This window comes from Streptomyces sp. NPDC020192 (assembly GCF_044388685.1).
GTDB lineage: Bacteria > Actinomycetota > Actinomycetes > Streptomycetales > Streptomycetaceae > Streptomyces.
The window spans coordinates 151,385-170,519 of the sequence record NZ_JBIRXG010000018.1 but is presented as its reverse complement, the minus strand read 5'-3'; the positions used below and the strand labels follow the sequence as shown (position 1 = coordinate 170,519).

17 protein-coding genes and 1 pseudogene are annotated in these 19,135 nt (G+C 73.1%); 12 read left to right on the top strand and 6 right to left on the bottom strand.

What is annotated here, in order from left to right; all coding sequences use genetic code 11:
- Positions 1-7: 7 nt before the first annotated feature.
- Both ACH47Z_RS30965 and pip read right to left on the bottom strand, forming a co-directional pair.
- A pseudogene (locus ACH47Z_RS30965) lies at positions 8-634 on the bottom strand (DinB family protein).
- 88 nt (positions 635-722) lie between these two features.
- Positions 723-1,688, bottom strand: coding sequence for a prolyl aminopeptidase (gene pip, locus ACH47Z_RS30960; RefSeq protein ID WP_399079503.1), 966 nt, complete (start codon positions 1,686-1,688; stop codon positions 723-725).
- Positions 1,689-1,869: 181 nt separating this feature from the next.
- Between pip and ACH47Z_RS30955 the strand changes: the two genes are divergently transcribed.
- The 7 genes from ACH47Z_RS30955 (at position 1,870) to ACH47Z_RS30925 (ending at position 11,169) form a co-directional block, all read left to right on the top strand.
- Positions 1,870-2,655, top strand: coding sequence for a polysaccharide deacetylase family protein (locus tag ACH47Z_RS30955; protein WP_399079501.1), 786 nt, complete (start codon positions 1,870-1,872; stop codon positions 2,653-2,655).
- Between the two features lie 162 nt (positions 2,656-2,817).
- Positions 2,818-4,026, top strand: a complete 1,209-nt coding sequence (locus ACH47Z_RS30950) for an EfeM/EfeO family lipoprotein (protein ID WP_399079499.1) — start codon at positions 2,818-2,820, stop codon at positions 4,024-4,026.
- Entirely contained in the window at positions 4,023-5,264 is a 1,242-nt protein-coding gene (gene efeB, locus ACH47Z_RS30945; RefSeq protein ID WP_399079497.1) for an iron uptake transporter deferrochelatase/peroxidase subunit, read from the top strand. Before ACH47Z_RS30950 ends, efeB begins: the two co-directional genes overlap by 4 nt.
- A gap of 203 nt (positions 5,265-5,467) precedes the next feature.
- Positions 5,468-7,282 carry a phospholipase C gene (locus ACH47Z_RS30940; RefSeq protein ID WP_399079495.1) on the top strand — a complete coding sequence of 605 codons (1,815 nt, stop codon included), beginning with the start codon at positions 5,468-5,470 and terminating at the stop codon, positions 7,280-7,282.
- A gap of 123 nt (positions 7,283-7,405) precedes the next feature.
- On the top strand, positions 7,406-8,407 hold the full coding sequence (locus ACH47Z_RS30935; RefSeq protein WP_399079493.1) for an aminoglycoside phosphotransferase family protein: 1,002 nt from the start codon (positions 7,406-7,408) through the stop codon (positions 8,405-8,407).
- Positions 8,408-8,493: 86 nt separating this feature from the next.
- Positions 8,494-9,516: a hypothetical protein gene (locus tag ACH47Z_RS30930; RefSeq protein ID WP_399079491.1), complete on the top strand. Its 1,023-nt coding sequence runs from the start codon at positions 8,494-8,496 to the stop codon at positions 9,514-9,516.
- A 129-nt stretch (positions 9,517-9,645) separates the two neighbouring features.
- Positions 9,646-11,169 (top strand): N,N-dimethylformamidase beta subunit family domain-containing protein, encoded by a 1,524-nt coding sequence (locus tag ACH47Z_RS30925; protein ID WP_399079489.1) that lies wholly within the window; start codon positions 9,646-9,648, stop codon positions 11,167-11,169.
- Between the two features lie 22 nt (positions 11,170-11,191).
- Here the strand turns inward: ACH47Z_RS30925 and ACH47Z_RS30920 are convergent, their stop codons facing one another.
- From ACH47Z_RS30920 to ACH47Z_RS30910, 3 genes are all read right to left on the bottom strand, one after another.
- Positions 11,192-11,359: a hypothetical protein gene (locus tag ACH47Z_RS30920; RefSeq protein ID WP_399079487.1), complete on the bottom strand. Its 168-nt coding sequence runs from the start codon at positions 11,357-11,359 to the stop codon at positions 11,192-11,194.
- Positions 11,360-11,471: 112 nt separating this feature from the next.
- Positions 11,472-11,999: a DinB family protein gene (locus ACH47Z_RS30915; protein WP_399079485.1), complete on the bottom strand. Its 528-nt coding sequence runs from the start codon at positions 11,997-11,999 to the stop codon at positions 11,472-11,474.
- Positions 12,000-12,024: 25 nt separating this feature from the next.
- Positions 12,025-12,651 (bottom strand): TetR/AcrR family transcriptional regulator, encoded by a 627-nt coding sequence (locus ACH47Z_RS30910; protein WP_399079483.1) that lies wholly within the window; start codon positions 12,649-12,651, stop codon positions 12,025-12,027.
- 233 nt (positions 12,652-12,884) lie between these two features.
- On the opposite strand from ACH47Z_RS30910, the gene ACH47Z_RS30905 reads away from it, so the two are divergent.
- From ACH47Z_RS30905 to ACH47Z_RS30890, 4 genes are all read left to right on the top strand, one after another.
- Positions 12,885-14,357, top strand: a complete 1,473-nt coding sequence (locus ACH47Z_RS30905) for an APC family permease (protein WP_399079481.1) — start codon at positions 12,885-12,887, stop codon at positions 14,355-14,357.
- A gap of 35 nt (positions 14,358-14,392) precedes the next feature.
- Positions 14,393-15,970: an amidohydrolase gene (locus ACH47Z_RS30900; protein WP_399079478.1), complete on the top strand. Its 1,578-nt coding sequence runs from the start codon at positions 14,393-14,395 to the stop codon at positions 15,968-15,970.
- Between the two features lie 25 nt (positions 15,971-15,995).
- Positions 15,996-16,724: a hypothetical protein gene (locus ACH47Z_RS30895; protein WP_399079476.1), complete on the top strand. Its 729-nt coding sequence runs from the start codon at positions 15,996-15,998 to the stop codon at positions 16,722-16,724.
- Between the two features lie 119 nt (positions 16,725-16,843).
- Positions 16,844-17,233 carry a VOC family protein gene (locus ACH47Z_RS30890; protein ID WP_399079473.1) on the top strand — a complete coding sequence of 130 codons (390 nt, stop codon included), beginning with the start codon at positions 16,844-16,846 and terminating at the stop codon, positions 17,231-17,233.
- A gap of 9 nt (positions 17,234-17,242) precedes the next feature.
- On the opposite strand, the gene ACH47Z_RS30885 is transcribed toward ACH47Z_RS30890, so the two are convergent.
- Positions 17,243-17,935, bottom strand: coding sequence for an NAD(P)-dependent oxidoreductase (locus ACH47Z_RS30885; protein WP_399079471.1), 693 nt, complete (start codon positions 17,933-17,935; stop codon positions 17,243-17,245).
- 188 nt (positions 17,936-18,123) lie between these two features.
- Between ACH47Z_RS30885 and sigJ the strand changes: the two genes are divergently transcribed.
- Positions 18,124-19,110 (top strand): RNA polymerase sigma factor SigJ, encoded by a 987-nt coding sequence (sigJ, locus tag ACH47Z_RS30880; protein WP_399079469.1) that lies wholly within the window; start codon positions 18,124-18,126, stop codon positions 19,108-19,110.
- Positions 19,111-19,135 lie beyond the last annotated feature (25 nt).

Genomic DNA, 19,135 nt, shown 5'->3' with positions numbered 1-19,135 from the left:
CCGGAGGTCAGGTCGGTCGGCCGGCCCGGTAGAGGTCGCGGAGGAGGGCGATCTCGGCTCCGTGGTGCAGGACTTCCTGGTTGACCCATCACACGACGTCGAGGAACGGCTCCTCCGCGTCGCTGCCGTACGGGTAGCCGCAGTACCCCACCCGGTCCAGCGCCGCGTCGTCCGCGCTCAGCAGTGCCTGCCGCCAGGCGGCGGCGCCGGTCTCGAAGGCCGCGATCGCACCGGCGGCGTCCCCGCTGACGGGGTGCTCCTCCCGGGTCGCCGAGCGGCTGCCGGCGGTGTGGTCGGCGCGCAGGGCCAGCATCTCGCTGAGATGGCTCAGGCGCCAGGCGAGGCTCGTGACGGGCGGCGGCCAGGGGTGCGGATACGCCGCCGCGTCCCGCCCCCACGCGCCGCCGCCCGCGAGGAGGGTCGCCCGCGGCCCCGGCCCGTCCGTGCGCCGTCGGACGGACCAGCAGCCGGGCACGGGTTCCCAGAAGTACTCGTCGTCGGCGAGGGGTTCGACCTTCGTCTCGGTACCGTCGCCGCTGTCCATGACGGGGCCGGTCAGCCGGCGGACGAGCCGCTCGCGCGCGAAGTCGAACTGGTCGAGCAGAGGGCGCAGTCGGGGCGGTGGTGTCGTCATCGGACGCTCCTCGGAGAACAGGCCGGTGTGCTGCCGGCCGGCCACCCTGGCACACCCAACTCCCCGTCCGCGCCCGGTTTTCCGGGCACTAGCGGCGGCGGGCGTACCGGTCCGTGGCCGCCACCATCGCCTCCGCCGTCCCCGTCGCTCCCGCGTTGTGCCCGGTGTCGCCCACGATCACCAACTCGCTGTCGGGCCAGGCCTGATGGAGCCGCCAGACGATGCCGAGGAGGTTGCCGAAGTCGAGGCCGCCCTGGACGAGGGTGCCGGGGATGCCCTTGAGCAGGTGGGCGTCGCGCAGGATCACGCCCTCGTCGTCGCCCTCGCCGAGGAAGTGGCCGTTGCCCCAGTAGTGCGTGACGGTGCGGGCGAAGCCCATACGGAACACCGGGTCCTCGTAGCGGGCGACCGAGCGCGGCGGTGCGGGAACCATGGCCGTCTCCCAGTCGGTCCAGGCCCGCGCGGCCCGCTCCCGCACCTCGGGGTCGGGCGATTCCAGCAGCCGGTTGTAGGCGGCGGCGAGATTGCCGTCGCGCTCGTCGGCGGGCACCAGGGACCTGAACTGCTCGAAGGCGTCCGGGAAGATCCGGCCGAGCCCCCGGGTCAGCAGCTCGACCTCGGCGTCCGACCCGGTGGCGACCCCGGTCAGCACGGTCTCGGAGACGACGCCCGGGTGGGTCTGTGCGTACCGCAGCGCCAGCACCGAGCCCCAGGACACCCCCCACACCAGCCACCGGTCGATGCCCAGGTGACGGCGCAACTGCTCCAGATCGGTGATGAGATGAGCCGTGGTGTTGACGCTCATGTCGGTGTCGTAGCGGCTCGCGTGCGGGGTGGAACGGCCGCAGCCGCGCTGGTCGAGCAGGACGATCCGGTAGGCGGCGGGGTCGAACAGCCGCCGGAAGTACGGGGTGCAGCCGGAGCCCGGCCCACCATGCAGAACGACGGCGGGCTTGCCGTCGGGGTTGCCGCATGTCTCCCAGTGGACGTGGTTGCCGTCGCCCACGCCGAGCATGCCGCTCTCGTACGGTTCGATCTCGGGATAGAGGGACATCCGGGCACCGTAACGCAGCTGGGAGCAGGGCGCTTCGGGATATACGCTCAGTGCGCTCTGTCGCGGAAGCGCCCCGGAATTGTCCGTGATCGGTAACAGACGGATCCCGTGCTCAACCCGGCCCGTCCTGACAGGTGCACAAGAAGTCGGCGACACGGCACGGAACAGAACAGGGGCGGACATGGCGCGGCACAACGGGCGGGGTTGGTACGGCCGGATGATCGCGGCGGCGGTCGGGGTCACCGCGGTCGCCGCCGCGACCTCCGTGTGGACCGCGCAGGCGGGGCCGTCGAGCGACGATGCGCCCGCACGGCATGCCCCGGGTGCGGCGGCGCGGCCCGCCGAGCCGAAGAAGGTGGCGGCCGTGTCCCCCGTCATCGCCCACGCCTCGGACGGCGGCGAGCACGCGGTCAACATCACCATCGACGACGGTCCGGACCCGAAGTGGACCCCGCAGGTGCTCCAAGTGCTGGGCGACAACGGGGTGAAGGCCACGTTCTGCATGATCGGTCCGCAGGCGCAGGCGCACCCGGACCTGGTCCGGCAGGTGGTGGCCGCCGGGCACCGGCTGTGCGACCACACCGTGTCGCACGACACCACGATGGACAAGAAGTCCGAGGCCTACCAGTCGCAGCAGATCCTGGAGGCCGAGCAGCAGATCACCAAGGCGTCCGGTGGCGTACGGCCGCTGTACTACCGCGCTCCGGGCGGCGCCTTCACGCCGTACAGCCGGAATCTCGCCGCCTCGCACGGGATGCGGCCGCTGGGCTGGAACGTGGACTCCAAGGACTTCGAGCGGCCGGGCACGGACGCCATCGTGGCCACCGTGAGGCGTGAGCTGGCCAACGGCCCGACGATCCTCTTCCACGACGCGGGCGGCGACCGCTCCCAGACCGTGGCCGCCCTGCGCACCCTCCTGCCGTGGCTGAAGCAGCAGGGCTACACCTTCGGTTTCCCGGTGCGCTGAAGACACCTCGATTCGAGGGCGTGAGTCTACGGCAGTGCGTCGGTAAAAGCGCCGGTGAACCCCGGGGGAATTCTTGGTCATCGAACTCTTGGGACGGGTGTTCGGATCCGGAGGGGTGCCTACCATGAGGCCGTCGCGTACGTCGTCCCGGAAAGGCTCGCCATGCCGTTGCCCCGCCTCGGCACGCGGTCCGTTCGTCTCCGGACGGCGCCTGGCGTGTTCGTCGTTCTCGCCGTGGCCCTCGGGGGCACGGCGCTGGCGTTCTCCCCGGGCGGCTCGCACCACGGCCGGACCGCCGACGGCTCGTCGGGGCACACCCTCATCGACGTCTCGGAGAGCCGCTGCGGCCGTGGCTGGACCCGGCCCGGGCCCGGGGTGCAGACCTTCGACCTGCACAACTCCTCCGACGGAGCCGCCGAGGTCTACCTCGAGGACCCGGCCGGCCAGGCGGTGTACGGCGAGGTGGAGGGCATCGCGCCCGGTACGACACGGCAGTTGACGGTCCGGCTCGGCAAGGGGTCGTACGCCTTCACGTGCGTGCCCGACGACGCCGACGCCGTCACCGGACCCATCGTGCGCATCACCTCGGGGCAGCCCGGTCCGGGCGCGGCCCCGGTCAGCGAGCACGATCTGATCCCGCCCGCGCTCGCCTACCAGAAGTGGGTCGGCGGCGGCCTCGACGAGGTCGTACGGCTGACCACGCGGCTCCGCCAGGACATCGACGGCGGTGATCTCACCGCCGCCCGGTCGGACTGGCTGCCCGCGCATCTGGAGTACGAGCGGCTGGGGGCGGCGTACGACGCCTTCGGGGACGCGGACGCGGCGGTCAACGGCACCGACGCCGGGCTGCCGGACGGCGTGCACGACAAGGACTTCGCCGGGTTCCACCGGATCGAGTACGGGCTGTGGCACGCTGAGTCGGCCGACGGGCTGCGCGCCCCGGCGGCGGCGCTGGTCAAGGCGGTGACCGGACTGCGCGACAGCTGGGCGCAGACCCGGATGGACCCGGCCCAGCTGGGTCTGCGCGCGCACGAGATCCTGGAGAACACCGTGCAGTTCGAGCTGACCGGCCGCACCGACTACGGCAGCGGCAGCAACCTCGCCACCGCTCGCGCCAACCTCGACGGCACCCGCCAGGTGCTGTCCCGGCTGCGCCCGCTGCTCGCCACCCGGTACGCCGGTCTGCCGGGCCTGGACAAGGAGCTGGACCGCGCCCAGCGGACCCTCGACGGCTTCCGGCACGGCGACGGCTGGACCGCGCTGAACGACCTGAGCCGCGCCCAGCGGGAGCAGGCCGACTCCGTGCTCGGCGACCTGGTGGAGCGGCTGGCCTCGGTGGCCACCCTGTGCGACCCGCGGAGGACCGTGTGAGCGCGACGGACCGTGTGAGCGGCGACGGACGATCCGACGGCCTGCGCCGGCGCGGCTTCCTGCGCGGCGCCGCCCTGGCGGGGGCCGGCATCGCGACCGGGGCGGCCGCACCTGCCGTATCGGCCGACGGCACCCCCGCGATCGCTCCCTTCCACGGCGCCCACCAGGCCTCGGCGATCGCCGCCCCGCGCCGTACCAGCGTCTTCGCCTCCCTCGACGTGACCGCCGGGACCCGGGCCGAACTCGCCGACGCACTGCGCACGTTGACGGACCGGGCCCGTTTGCTCACCTCCGGCGGGACGCCGGACCCGGTCGGCATCACCGGCCCGCCCGCCGACTCGGGCGTCCTCGGTGACCGGCTGCCGGCGGGACAGCTGGCCGTCACCGTGGGCGTCGGCGCCTCGCTCTTCGACCACCGGTACGGGCTGGCCGCCCGGAAGCCCAAGCGGCTGACCACCATGCCCGCCTTCCCCGACGACGACCTCCGGTCCGACTGGTGCCACGGCGACCTCAGCCTCCAGCTCCACGCCGACGATCCGGACACCACGCTGCACGCGCTGCGCGACATCGCCCGGCACACCCGGGGTGCCCTGCAGGTCCGCTGGCGGCTGGACGGCTTCAGCAGCCCGCCCCGCCCCTCGGGCACCCCGCGCAATCTGCTCGGCTTCAAGGACGGCATCGCCAATCCGGATCCGACCAGCGCCCGGGAGATGGACCGGCTGATCTGGGTCGGCAAGGGCGCGGGCGAGCCGGACTGGGCGGTCGGCGGCAGCTATCAGGTGGTACGGCTGATCCGCATGCTGGTGGAGTTCTGGGACCGGGTCTCGCTCAGCGAGCAGGAGCGGATGTTCGGCCGCGCCCGGGCCTCCGGCGCGCCGCTGGACGGGGACCACGAGTTCGACACGCCGAAGTACGCCGACGACCCCAAGGGCGACGTCATCCCGCTGAACGCGCACATGCGCCTCGCCAACCCGCGCACGTCCGCCACGGCCGACCAGAGGCTGCTGCGCCGCGCGTACAACTACGACCGGGGCATGGACGCCAACGGCAACCTCGACATGGGGCTGCTGTTCTGCTGCTACCAGCAGGACCTGAAGCGGCAGTTCGAGACGGTGCAGCACCGGCTGGCGGGCGAGCCGCTGACGGACTACATCAAGCCGTTCGGCGGCGGCTACTTCTTCGCGCTGCCCGGCGTACGGGACACGTCCGACTGGTACGGGCGCGCCCTGCTCGGCTGAACCTGTCCGGACAACTCCGTGGCCGGTTGGGTCAATACACCGTCAAGATTTGCCCTGGGATCCCTGACTCGGTGTTCACTCCCGCGCCATCATGGCTCCGCCGTCGCGCCGTGCGGCGGGCACAGCATCCGTGCTCGTACGACGCACAGACGTTCTGTCCGGAGGGGTTGACCACCATGGCCAGCAGAGGAAGACGAGCCGCTATGCGGAGCCTGGGCGCGCTCGCGGGCGCCGCCGCGCTCACCGTGCTCGGCAGTAACGCGCCCGGCTGGGCGGCCGCGCCCGCGAGCGCACAGGGCGGGCACTCCTCGACCGCCACGCCGATCCAGCACGTGGTCGTGCTGTTCGACGAGAACATCTCGTTCGACCACTACTTCGCGACCTACCCGAAGGCCGCCAACACCGACGGCACGAAGTTCACGGCGGCGAAGAACACCCCCAAGGACATCGACACCCTCGCGCACGCGGGTCTGCTCACGAAGAACCCGAACCAGTACGCGCCGAAGCGGCTCTCCCCGGCGCAGGCGATGACCTGCGACCAGAACCACAACTACGGCGCCGAGCAGCTCGCCGCCGACGGCGGCAAGGCCGACCAGTACGTGCAGAACACCGAGGTCGACAAGTGCAGCGGCGGCCTCTTCGGCGAGCCCGGCCTGGTGATGGACTACTACGACGGCAACACCGTCACCGCGCTGTGGAACTACGCCCAGCACTACTCCCTGGGCGACCGCTCCTACAGCTCGGTCTACGGCCCCTCCACGCCCGGCGCGCTGAACCTGGTCTCCGGCCAGACCCACGGCGTGATCTCCATGGACCCGAAGACCGGCACCGAGAACCCCCAGCAGACCTCGACGCCCGACCCGTACGCGGTGAAGTCCCCCGACGCCAAGGGCGTGGGCACGGTCATCAACGACCCCGACCCGGCCTACGACGACTGCTCCGGCAAGGGCCACACCAGCACCAACGCGCTGGCGTCCATGCAGGGCAAGAACATCGGTGACCTGCTCAACACCAAGAAGGTGACCTGGGGCTGGTTCCAGGGCGGCTTCCGCCCGTCGACCGCGTGGAACGGCACGTCCGGCTCCTACGCCAAGTGCGACACCACGCACACCAACCTGGGCGGCGCGGCCGTGTCGGACTACAGCCCGCACCACAACCCGTTCTCGTACTACAAGTCGACGGCCAACCCGCACCACCTGGCCCCGAAGAGCGTCTCCGAGATCGGCCACAACGGTCAGGCGAACCACAACTACGACCTGACCGACTTCTCCGCCGCGCTCAAGGCGGGCAAGCTTCCGGCGGTCAGCTTCCTCAAGGCGGGCGAGTACCAGGACGGCCACGCCGGCTACTCCGACCCGCTCGACGAGCAGCACTTCCTGGTCCAGCAGATCAACGCGATCCAGAGCTCACCGCAGTGGAAGTCCACCGCGATCGTGGTCGCCTACGACGACTCCGACGGCTGGTACGACCACGCCTACGTCACCCCGAAGAACGGCTCGACGGACACCTCCGTCGGCTCCAACGGCAAGGCGACGGACAGCCCGGCCTGCCAGAAGGCCCCGAAGGCGTCCGGCGGTTACGCCGACCGCTGCGGCCCCGGCACCCGCCAGCCGCTGCTCGTCATCTCGCCGTTCAGCAAGGTGAACAAGGTCGACCACACGCTGACCAACCAGGCGTCCATCACGCGCTTCATCGAGGACAACTGGAAGACGGGCCGCGTCGGTGACCACTCGTTCGACGCCACGGCGGGCTCCCTGTCCGGCCTGTTCGACTTCCGGCACCCGAACAACAAGCAGGTGCTGCTGAACGCCGACGGCTCGGTGAAGTCGGTCGGCCCGATCAAGCACGTCGCCCCGGTGACCACGAACATCACCCCGGGCCCGGCCATGCAGAACGCGGCCGACGCGACCAGCACCTCCGCCTTCCCGACCCTCCCGGTCGGCCTCGGCGTGGGCGCCCTGCTGGCCGCGGGCGCGACCGGCACGTACCTGACGATGCGCCGCAAGCAGCGCGCCTGACCCTCCCCGCACGACAGCGCGCCCCCGGTCGGTGACCGGGGGCGCGCTCGTGTCCGGTCGGGCCAGGGCCTCCCTCCTCGAAAAACGCTGGCCACAGCCCGGTCGTGCTGGTGAGATGGCGCGATGGGAGATCAGCGTGCGATCACGGTGGACCGGGGCGCCTACCCGGACGCCGTCACCCCGTGGGCGCAAGAGTCCTGGCGGGCCTCTGCGCTCGGGTGGGTGGAGGAGCAGCTCGGCATGCGGGGCCTGCGGGTGAGCGGTGAGCTGGGGGTGCGGCTGCGGCCCTGGTCGGTGCTGGTGCGGGTGCCCGTGGCAGAGCGCGGCGCCGTCTGGTTCAAGGCGAATCCGCCGGCCAGCGCGTTCGAGGGCCCGCTGACCGTCGCGCTGGCCCGCTGGGTGCCGGGGGATGTGCTGGAGCCGCTGGCCGTGGACGCCGGGCGCGCGTGGGTGCTGCTCCCCGACGGGGGCGACCTGTTCCGGGACGTGCTCTCGCGGGAACCGGTCGAACCCCGCACCTGGGCCCGGCTGTTGGGACAGTACGCGAGCATGCAGCGGGCGCTGGTCCCGCACACGCCCGAGATCGAGCGGCTGGGGGTGCCGTCCACCCGGACCGCCACTCTGCCCCACGTGTTCGACACACTGCTCGCCAAGAGCCATGGCCTGCCCCCGGAGGCACGGACCCGGCTGGAGCACCTGCGCCCCCGCCTCACCGACTGGTGTGCCGAACTCGCCTCCCTCGGCATCGAGGACACCCTCGACCACGCGGACCTGCACGACGGCCAGCTGTTCCGTCCCGCGCCGGACCGCTTCACCTTCTTCGACTGGGGCGACGCCGCCGTCTCGCACCCCTTCTGCAGCCTGCGCGTCCCCGCCGAGAAGGCTCGCGCGCGCTACGGGCCGCAGGTCCTGCCCCGGCTCCTCGACGCCTACCTGGAGCCCTGGACCGACACCGGCCGCACCCCGGCGGACCTGCGGGGCGCCGTCCGCCTCGCGTGGCGGCTGAGCGCCCTGAGCCGCGCCGCGGCCTGGGGCCGCACGTTCCCCGACCCGTCCGGTACGACACCGGTCGCCGCCCAGGGTTCCGAGTCCCTGCTGGAACTGCTCGCCGAGCCGCCGCTGTAGGCGCCTGGGCGCAGGCCCGGGGCACCTCGGGCCGGGGCGGGCACACCGCTCGCCCGTCCGGTGCCCCACGGCGGAGACTGGGCCGTATGACCCGCGCTCCCGAACCCGTGGCTCCCCCGCCGGGCCGTCGGGCCGTGCTCGCGTCCCTGGCCGGCCTCGCGCTCGGCGCGGCGGGCTGCTCCGGCGGTACGGCCTCCTCGGCCTCGCACCCACCCCGGCGCTCCGGCACACCGGCCCCGTCACCGTCCCGGCCCACGCCCTCGTCCTCCCCCTCGTCCGGCCTGCCGCACACCACCGCCTGGCGTCCGACCTCCGCCGAGGTGCAGCCGGCCGCCAAGCTGCGGGCCGTGCACCTGGTCGAGGCGATCGGTGCCTGGGCCGACGGGCAGGGCGGAGCGGCGGCGGCCCGGTCCCGGGTCGCGGCGCTCGGTCTGCCGACCGGCCTCGTCGGTCAGGCCGGGCCACTGCTGCCGACCGCCGACCAGGCGGCGTTGCAGGTCGTGGACGCGCAGTACGGCGGGATCCTGTCCCGGTCCGCCAGTGTGCTGGTGGTCTGCCGGCAGTGGACCCGGCACGGCGGCACGGTGCGTGCGGGCGGTACGACGGTCGACGTGCGGCTCTCCAAGGAGGGAAACGGGTGGACCGTCGACGCGCTGTACCCGGCGCGGCCGGGACCGGTCGCCGGGTCACTGGCCCCGGACGTCCGCGCGGTGCTGGCCGACGACCGGATCGTGCTGCCGCCCGCCGCCACGGCGGACCTGCGCAGCGGTCAGGTGCACACCAGCGTGGCGCGGGCGATGCTCGCGCTGGCGGGGACGTACAGGCTGGAGGTGAGCGTCGTCCGCTCCGGACATCCGCTGGACGTGTTCGGCACCAGCCGGCCCAGCGACCATCCGCGCGGCCGGGCCTTCGACGTGTGGCGGATCGACGGCCACGCGGTCGTCGACCCCGCGACCCCGCGTTCCCTGATCGAGCGGTTCATGCGGGACGCGGCGGCCGCCGGGGCGTACAACGTGGGCGGCCCGGTGCTGCTGTCGGGCGGCAGCGCCGGCCAGTTCTTCAGCGACGCCACCCACCACGACCATGTGCACATCGGCTTCCGGACCTGATCGCATCGGACACCGTCACCCGTACGGCCGTAGCTCCGGCGGCCGCGCACCGGTGCCGGGGCGCCCTGCGGTTGCGCCGGCCGAAAGGGCACCCGGACGCTGGAGCGGAAACGGCACCCGGGAGGTGAAGTGGCTCCGGTACCCGACCCCGCGCCTTCGCACGGCGGCCCCCGTCTCGGCCGCCGGCGCTTCCTCACCGTGTGCGCCGGTGTGAGCCTCGGTACGGCCGCCGCGTGCACGGCCCCACCGCCCCACACCCGCTCCGTCACCGCGCCCGCCGGACGGCTGCGGCCGGAGTCGGAGCGGGAGGCGCCGGGCACCGCCGACTGGCGGCTGGGCTCGACCGGCCCGGTGGACGCGGTGGCCGGGTATGCGGACCGGGTGAGCGTGACCCCGGGCGAGCGGTTCGCGCTGCACGTGTCGACCACCGCCGCCTCGTTGCGGGTGTCCGCGTTCCGGGTCGGCTGGTACGGCGGCCGGCAGGCCCGCCGGATCTGGGCGTCGGAGCGCATACCCGGCCGCGCCCAGCCGGCCCCTCGCACCCTGTCCGCCACCCGCACCGTGCGGGCCGACTGGCCGGCGACACTGACCGTGGACAGCACCGGGTGGCCGGAAGGCGCCTATCTGCTGCGGCTGGAGGCGGACACCGGTCATCAGCGGTACGTCCCGCTGATCGTCCGCTCCGCCGAGGGCGCGGGCCGTACGGTGCTGCTGCACGCTCCGGCGACCTGGCAGGCGTACAACCGCTGGGGCGGCAGCAGTCTGTACAACGGGACGTCCGGGGCGTACGCCACCCGCTCCCTCGCGGTGACCTTCGACCGGCCCTACGACGGCGTGGGCGCCGAGAAGTTCCTGGTCTACGAGTGGGCGCTGGTGGTGCTGGCCGAGCGCCTCGGCATCCCCCTCGCCTACAGCACGGGCGTCGACGTCCACCGGGATCCGGGGGTGCTGCGGGGCGCGCACGCGATCGTCTGTCTGGGGCACGACGAGTACTGGACGCCGGAGCAGCGGGCCCATGTGACCGCGGCCCGGGACGCGGGGTCGAACATCGCCTTCCTGGGCGCGAACACGTGCTTCCGGCGGGTCCGGCTGGAGGCCGGGGAGGGGGCGGACGACCGTACGGTGGTCTGCTACAAGTCCGACTTCCGCGCCGACCCCTGTTACGGCTCACGGCCGGCGCTGGTCACCACCGACTACCGACTGCCGCCCGCGCCCGACCCCGAGTCCTCCCTGACCGGCGTGCTCTACGAGGGCTACCCGGTGGACGCGCCCTATGTGGTCCGGGCCGCCGACCACTGGCTGTACGAGGGCACGGGCGTGCGCTCCGGCGACGGCTTCGCGCATCTCGTCGGTGTCGAGTACGACCGCGTGACCCCCGGTGCCCCCGCCCCCGGCCCGCTGGAGATCATCGCGCACTCCCCGCTGGTGTGCGAGGGGCGGCCCAGCCACAGCGACTCGGCGTACTACACGACGCCCGCCGGGGCGGGGGTGTTCGCGACCGGGACCATGCGCTGGGTGGAGGGCCTGGTGGCCGGGACGGGCATGCTCGGCCGCGACCACGGGATGGACGCCCGCACCCGGGCCTTCGTCACCCGCACCACGGAGAACCTGCTGCGGACCTTCGCGAAGGGCCCGGCGGCCCGCCGGAGCTGACTACGCGTCAGGCTGTCCGGCCCTACTGCCCTCCCGACCGCATGTGGTCCCTGCGGGCGTTGTTGTAGATCCGCAGGAGATGCTTGGCCACGGCACAGGCCGCGCCGTCGGCATGGCACTGACGGCATGTGCGGACGTGCTGTTCATAGGTGAGGCGCGCGTTTTCCAGCGCGTCGTGGGAAGAAGACATGGGAATCTCCGGGCAGGGCGCGTCACGGGGACCACGCCTAGTTGACTGACGAGTAACACCCGGAGCCAAGGTGATCATGTTACTGGCGGTACTGGGAAACCCGTCCCGCTCGTCACCGCCGCGCGGTGGTGTTCGCCCCGTCCAGCGCCTCCCGGATGATGTCCGCGTGCCCGGCGTGCTGGGCCGTCTCGCGGATCAGGTGCAGCAGGACGCGCCGGGCGGACCAGTGCACGGTCTCGGGCGGCGACCAGGGCGTCCGGGGCAACGGCACGGTCCGGTCCAGGCCGGTCCGCGCGGCCACGGCCTCCTCCAGCGCCCGCGTTCCCGCCGCGTACTCCGCCAGCAGCCCGGCGAGCGTGTCGCCCTCCGCCATGCGGTACTGGCCGAGGTCGAGCATGCCGTCCGGAAGCCCCCCGTCGCCCTTCGCGAGGATCTGCGCCCACACCCGCTCGCCGCGGGCCAGGTGTTTGACGATCCCGCCGAGCGTCAGCTCGCTGACCGTGGTCCGGCAGGCGGCATCGGCGTCGGTCAGGCCGCGGACGGTGATGAGCAGCAACTCCCGCTGTTCGGTGAGGGCTTGGAGCAGCTCGGTCCGCTCGTCGGACAGCAGGGGCGCGTGGTTCCCGGGTGAAGCGACCATGGCCTGACGGTAAGGGGCCAATAGGTCAGTTGCTGTCCGCTGGAAGCGGCTCGTCCCGCAGTGCCCGCGCATGGTCCAGGAACGCCGTCAGCCCCACCTCGAAGGCGCGGTCGGCGCGGCCCTCGCCCACGGCGGCGAGGGCCTCGGCGAGATGCGGGGTGCGGGTGCGGTCGGTCAGCTCCCACATGGTCTCGGGCGCGGTCAGATCGAGGGCGGAGCCCAGTACCAGGTTCTCCAGGGCGATGATCAGCGGCATGATCCCGGCGCGGTCGAAGCCGGCGGCGAGCAGCAGGCTCACGGCACGCTCGTACTGCTCCAGGACCCGGGGCGCACGGACCGGCGAGGTCATGAGCAGCGGAATCGTACGGGGGTGCGCGGCGAACGCGGCACGGTAGGAGCGGGCCCAGGCCTCCAGGGCCTTGTCCCACGGGGTCAGCTCGAGCGTGCCGGGGTCGATCGCCGAGGCGACGCGTTCGCGCAGCAGTTCCACTATGCCGTCGCGGCCGTCCACATGGTGGTACACCGAGCCGGTCTGCGCGCCGAGCCGCCGGGCGATCTGCGGGACGCTGAAGTCGCCCGTCTCGTCGATCAGTTGAAGCGCGGTCGTGGTGATGCGCTCGCGGTCGAGGAGCGGTGTGCGCGGCCGTCCCATGGTCGTCGTCTCTCCCTGAGGTCTGCATGAGGTCTTCCCGGATGCCCAACGGAAGGTTACATTGCGGAAACCGAAAGCCTTTAGGTTTACGGCTCCGGGCACCTGTCATCCCTTTCGGGCGCCCGGAGACGCCGGTATGCCCAGCCCACCCCTGCCCGGCCCGCCGACGCCCGCGAACCCGGCTGCCCCACCACCGGGACCCCCTCCCCTCCGCCGCCAGAAGGGCTCCCCGTATGTCCGTGTCCACCTCCGAACTCCCGGGGGATCTCCCCGGGGAGCAAGCGCCGCCCGGCGCGCCCGGCCTCCGTTCCGGTTCCCTCGGCACGGCCGACATCGCCTTCTTCGTCGTCTCCGCCGCCGCTCCCCTGACCGTCATGGCCGGGGTCGCCCCGCTCGCGATCCTGCTGGGCGGCATCGGCGCCCCCGTCGGCTACCTGCTCGCCGGTCTGACCCTCGCCGTCTTCGCCGTCGGCTTCACCACGATGAGCCGCCATGTGACCAGCGGCGGCGCCTTCTACGCCTACATCACCCGGGGCCTCGGCCGGCCGGCCGGCATCGGCGCCGCCCTGCTGGCCCTCGTCGGCTACAACGGCATGGAGATCGGCGTCTACGGCCTCCTCGCCACCACCGCCCGCGACACCCTGCACACCCTCACCGGCAGCGACGTGCCCTGGCTGCCGATCTCGCTGGCCGGACTGCTGCTGATCGGCTACGGCGGCTACCGCTCGATCGACTTCGGGGCGAAAGTGCTCGGCGTCCTGCTCGTGGCCGAGACCGGGATACTCGTGCTGCTCGCCGGCGGGGTGCTGGTGAAGGGCGGCGCACACGGGCTGTCCCTGGCCTCGCTGGCGCCCTCGCACGTGCTGGTGCCCGGAATGGCGGCCGTCCTCGCCTTCGCGTTCGCGGCGTTCACCGGCTTCGAGTCGACCGTGATCTACCGCCGCGAGGCCCGCGATCCCGAGCGCACGGTCCCGCGCGCGACCTACCTCGCCGTCGGATTCCTGGGCCTGTTCTACGCGTTCATCGTCTGGATCGCCGTCCAGGCGTTCGGTGACGACCATGTCGTACAGGCCGCCGGAAAGGATCCGGCCGGGCTGTTCTTCACCGCGATCACCACCTATGTGGGCGGCTGGGCCGCCGACCTGATGCACCTCTTCATCGTCACCAGCGTCATCGCCTCCCTCCTCGCCTTCCACAACGCCATCAACCGCTACGCCCTCGCCCTGGCCGAGGAGGGAGTCCTGCCGCGCGGACTCGGCCGGATCCATCCGCGGCACCGATCGCCGTACGTCGCCGGCATCGCCCAGACCGTCCTCGGCGCGGTGGTCGTCCTCGCGTTCTGGGCGGCGCACGCCGACCCGTACCAGCAGCTGCTGCTGTGGGTGAACACCCCCGGGATGATCGGCCTGTTGCTGCTCCAGTTGCTCGCCGCGATCGCGGTGCCCTGTTACTTCCGGCGGGTGCGGCACGCGGAGGGCCGGGTGCGCACGGTGGTGGCGCCGGTGCTCGCCGCCGTCCTGCTGACCACCGCGATCGTGCTGGTGGTGACCCACATCGACCTGTTCACCGGCGCGTCCCCGGCGGTGAACACCCTCCTCGTCGTCGTGGCACCCACCGTCTTCGTGCTCGGTCTGCCGCTGGCGTGGTGGCTGCGCCGGTCCCGCCCGGACGCCTACGCCCGGTTCGCCACCGAACCCGCCGATTGACCCCAACACCCATAATCCGCATAGGAGTTGCCCTTATGCCCGCCGCCGACCTCGTCATCACCGGCGCCCAGGTCCGCACCCTCGACCCCGCCCGCCCCACCGCCTCGGCCGTCGCCGTGCGGGACGGGGTGATCACCGCGGTCGGCGAGACGGCCGACGTACGGGACTGGCGCGGCCCCGGCACCGAGGTGATCGACCTGCGCGGGGCGCACCTCGTGCCCGGCCTGGTCGACTCCCACAGCCATCCCGTGTGGGGGCTGGACATGGCGACGGGCACGGATCTGTCGGGCGTGACGGACCTGGCGGGGCTGCGCGCGGCGCTCGCCGGGACCGGGCGGACCGAGGGCTGGGTCCTGGGCCACGGCCTGGACCACAACGCGTTCGAGGGCCGGCCGGTCCATCACGACCTGATCGCGGACGTGCTCGACGGCGCCCCGGCCTTCCTGCGCCTCTACGACGGCCACTCCGCCCTCGCCAGTGCCGCCGCGCTGGCCGCCGCCGGGGTGAGTGGCCCGCGCGCCTTCGCCCAGCACGCGAAGGTGGTGTGCGACGCGGCGGGCCGCCCCACCGGTCATCTGGTCGAGCATGCCGCGATGGACCTGGTGGCGGACGTCACGCCCCGGCCGTCGTACGCCCAACGGCGGGCCCGGCTGCTGGAGTTGCTGTCCGCCATGGCCTCGACGGGGCTGACCGGCGCCCATGTGATGGACGGCGGCGACCTCGACCTCGTGGAGGCGGTCGCGCGGGAGACGGTGCTGCCGGTACGGCTGCGGTTCGCACCCTGGTGCATGCCGGGCGCCTGCGACGACGCGCTGCGGGAACTGGTGCGGCTCCAGGGCAGCGGCGGGCGGCACTGGCTGGTCGGCGGGGTGAAGTTCTTCATGGACGGCACCGTGGAGGGCGGTACGGCGTGGCTGGAGCACCCCGACTGCCACGGCCAGGGCACCGCCGCGTTCTGGCCGGACCCGCGCGCCTACGCCGAGGCCGTCCGCGCCCTGCACGCGGCCGGGGTGCGTACGGCCACGCACGCCATCGGGGACGCGGCCGTACGGCATGTCCTGGACACCGTCGCCTCGCTCGGGCCGGGCGGGCGCGGGGCACACCGGATCGAGCACATCGAGACCGTCCCCGACGAACTCCTGCCCCGTTTCGTGGAGTTGGGGGTCGCGGCCTCGCTCCAGCCGCCGCACACCGGGTACACGCGCGACGACGGCACCGACGAGTGGTCCCGCCGGCTGGGCGGCGACCGGGCCGCGCGCGCCTGGCGGCTGCGGGATCTGCGGGAGGCGGGCGCCACGGTCGCCCTCGGCTCGGACTGGCCCATCGCGCACTACGACGTCCGGGCCGTACTGGCCACCGCCCGCCACCCGAAGGGCGCCGCGGCCCACCGGCCGGGCCTGACGCCGTTGCAGGCGCTGGAGGGCTGCACCAGCCACGCGGCGGCCGCGGCCGGTGAGTCCGCCGTCGCCGGCCGCATCGCCCCCGGCCACCGCGCCGACCTGACCGCACTGACCGTGGACCCCGTGCACGCCCCGGCCGACGAACTGACCGACGCCACGGCCGCGTTGACGGTGACCGGCGGACACGTGGTGCACCGGGTGTCGCCTGGGTGAGCGGCACACCCGGCACACTGGGCGGATGAACGTCTTCCGAACGGTGCGCCGCATGCCTGCCCCGGAGTGGTACGGACGCCTGCGCGTGCGTACCGGCGATCTCTCCCCCGCCGACTGGCTGACGCCGGGTACGCCGGGACACGGAACCTTCGGTACGGTGGCCGGCGTCGCCGCCGGGGGCTTCGCCGCGTACGCCCGGATCCTGCATCCGGCCTCGCTGGACGAGCGGCCGGTGCGCTGGTCGGCGGTGGCCGCCGCGCACGGGACCCGGGTCGCGCCGGACTCGCGCTGGCACGAGGTCGTCGGTATGAACAGCGCCTCCTACAACGCCGGCGAGTACGGCCTCGCCGGCGTCTGGGACGAGCATCCGGCGGAAGGCCCGACCCCGCCGGGCGTCGCCCGGGCCCTCGTTCCCGTGCTGGCCCGGCACACCACGACCCCGGAGCGGTGCTGGTTCGGGCTGTGGGACGGGTACGGCCGCTGGGACTTCGGCCATGTGCCCGTCTTCGAGACCCCCGGACGGGAGGAGGTGCTGCTCGGCGGCGCCCTGGCCGATGCCGTCTCGCCGACCTCCCTGGACGAGTTCGCCGAGCTGCCCGACCTGTGGTGGCCCGCGGACCGCGCCTGGATCCTGGGCGGGGACGTGGACCTGACCAGCACCTATGTCGGAGGATCCGCCGAGCTGATCGCCGACCTGCTCGCCACCGCGGACCTGGAGGCGCACCCGGTGTCGGCGGCCGACCCGGCGGCCTGATCACCTCGGCGTCGCCTCGACGGCCCGCCGCGCCCTGGCTAAGATCGACAGTGGCATCGCGTGCCGGTCACCGACTGGGTGAGGCATGGAGACGCCAGGACATGCCCTGGAGGCATTCCTTGTCGGTTGAGTTGAACCACACCATCGTCCACGGCCGGGACAACCGGGAGTCCGCCGAGTTCTTCGCGGAACTGCTCGGTCTCGAGATCGCCGGGGAGTGGGGCCCGTTCGTCGCGGTCGCCCTGAGCAACGGAGTCACCCTGGACTTCGCCACCGCCCCCGCGGACAAGATCACTCCGCAGCACTACGCCTTCCTGGTCTCCGACGAGGAGTTCGAGGCCGCGTACGCGAAGATCGAGGAGCGCGGCATCGAGCACTGGGCCGACCCCCACCAGCAGCGGCCCGGCACCATCAACCACAACGACGGTGGCAGCGGCGTGTACTTCCTGGATCCCGCGGGCCACGCCCTGGAACTGATCACCGTCCCCTACGGCGGCTGGCCGGCGTGACCGGCGGGCTCACCCGCCGAACGCCTCCCTTCTGATGAGGTCGATCAGGCGCGGGGTGCCCTCGGTGGTGCGTACGTCGAGAAACGTGCGCGCGTGCCCATCGGCGACGGCCTCGCGCACCAGCGCGTGCGCGAGGTCGGCCCGGGAGGTGAACCGTCCGGGCAGCCGGTCCGGCGCCAGCCGGTAGTCGCTCACCCCGCCGGTGTCGAAGAGACCGGCGGGCCGGAGCACCGTCCAGTCGTGGCCGCTCGCGCGGACGATGTCCTCCATGCGGCGCATGTCGTCGTAGACCGTGCGCCCCACGACCCGCGCGAAGAAGGGCTCGAGCACCTTCCGGAAGAAGACGCCCTCGCCGGGTGCCGGCACGTCGAACAGGATGGTCGAGGAGACGCACACCAGGCGCCGGACGCCGTGGCGGGTCATGGCCCGGGTGATGTGGGTGAGGCCCGTCGAGTACACCGTGACGGGCTCGCGGCCGTACGGGACGCCGAGGGTGGAGATCACCGCGTCGTGACCGGCGACGACGCGCTCCACCGCCGTGCCGTCCAGGACGTCGGCCTCCTCGATCCGCAGCCGGGGCCGGCCGGGCGGGAAGGCGTCGGGGTGCCGGGTCACGGCGGTGACGGTGTGACCGTCGGCGGTCGCCTGCTCGGTGACCTGCCGCCCGGTCGGCCCGTTGGCGCCGAAGACGACGAGTCGCATGGGTTTCTCCTTACGCTGTGCGGTGCTGCTGCCGTGGACCGAGAGGGTCCGGGCGGCGGCGGGTGTGACAGCGCCGGCGCGGGACGAGACATACGGCACACGCCCGCCCCCCGATGTCACACTCCGGGGGCCTCGGCCCCTCTGGGTGGCGAGACGTCGTAAGTCGTAAGGGTCGTGAGGAGGGGGCCATGGCCGACAGCCGGACGCCCGTGGCGACGGACGCCGCCACACAGGCGTTCCTCGACCATCGCGAGCTGCTGTTCGCGGTGGCGTACAACATGCTGGGCACCGTCGCCGACGCCGAGGACGTGCTGCAGGAGACCTGGCTGTCCTGGGCGGGCCGGACGCGCGCCGAGGAGGCGGGGAAGGCGCCGGAGATCAGCCATCCGCGGGCCTACCTGGTACGGATCACCGTGCGGCAGGCGCTCGCACGGCGGGCGCGGATCGCCCGGCGGCGCGAGACGTACGTCGGTCCGTGGCTGCCCGAACCCCTGCTGACGGACGGCCCCGACCCGGCGGTCGGCGAGGACGCCTCGGAACAGGCGGTGCGCGCCGAGTCCGTGTCACTGGCGATGCTGGTCGTCCTCGAGACCCTGACCCCGCTGGAGCGGGCGGTCTTCGTCCTGCACGAGGTGTTCGGCTACGCGCACACCGAGACCGCGGACATCCTCGGCCGCAGCCCCGCGGCCGTACGCCAGCTCGCCCACCGCGCCCGTGCCCGGGTGCGCGCCCGGCGCCCCCGCTACCAGGCCCATCCCCGGGTCCGGCGGCAGGCGACACAGCGGTTCGTGGCCGCGGCGCTCGGCGGAGATCTCGGAGCGCTGCTGGAGATCCTGGCGCCCGAGGCCACGCTCTGGATGGACGGCGGCGGCAAGGCGCACGCGGCGCCCCGGCCGATCCACGGCCGGGACAGGGTGGCGCGGGCGCTGACCGGCTACGCCACACGCTCGGCGCAGGAGTTCCGGTTCGAGCACCGGGACGTCAACGGCGACGCGGCCGTGGTGGTGTTCGAGGACGGCTCCCCGCACGCGGTGATGGTCATAGACCTCGACGCGGACGGTGAGCAGGTCCGCGAGGTCTACCTCGTCATGAACCCGGACAAGCTCTCGGCCATGGAGGCCGCGGAGGCCATGGAGCCGGACGGGACGCCTCCGGAGGTGGAGCGGCGCGCGTGAGCGGGACGCCGCCGTGGAGCGGCGT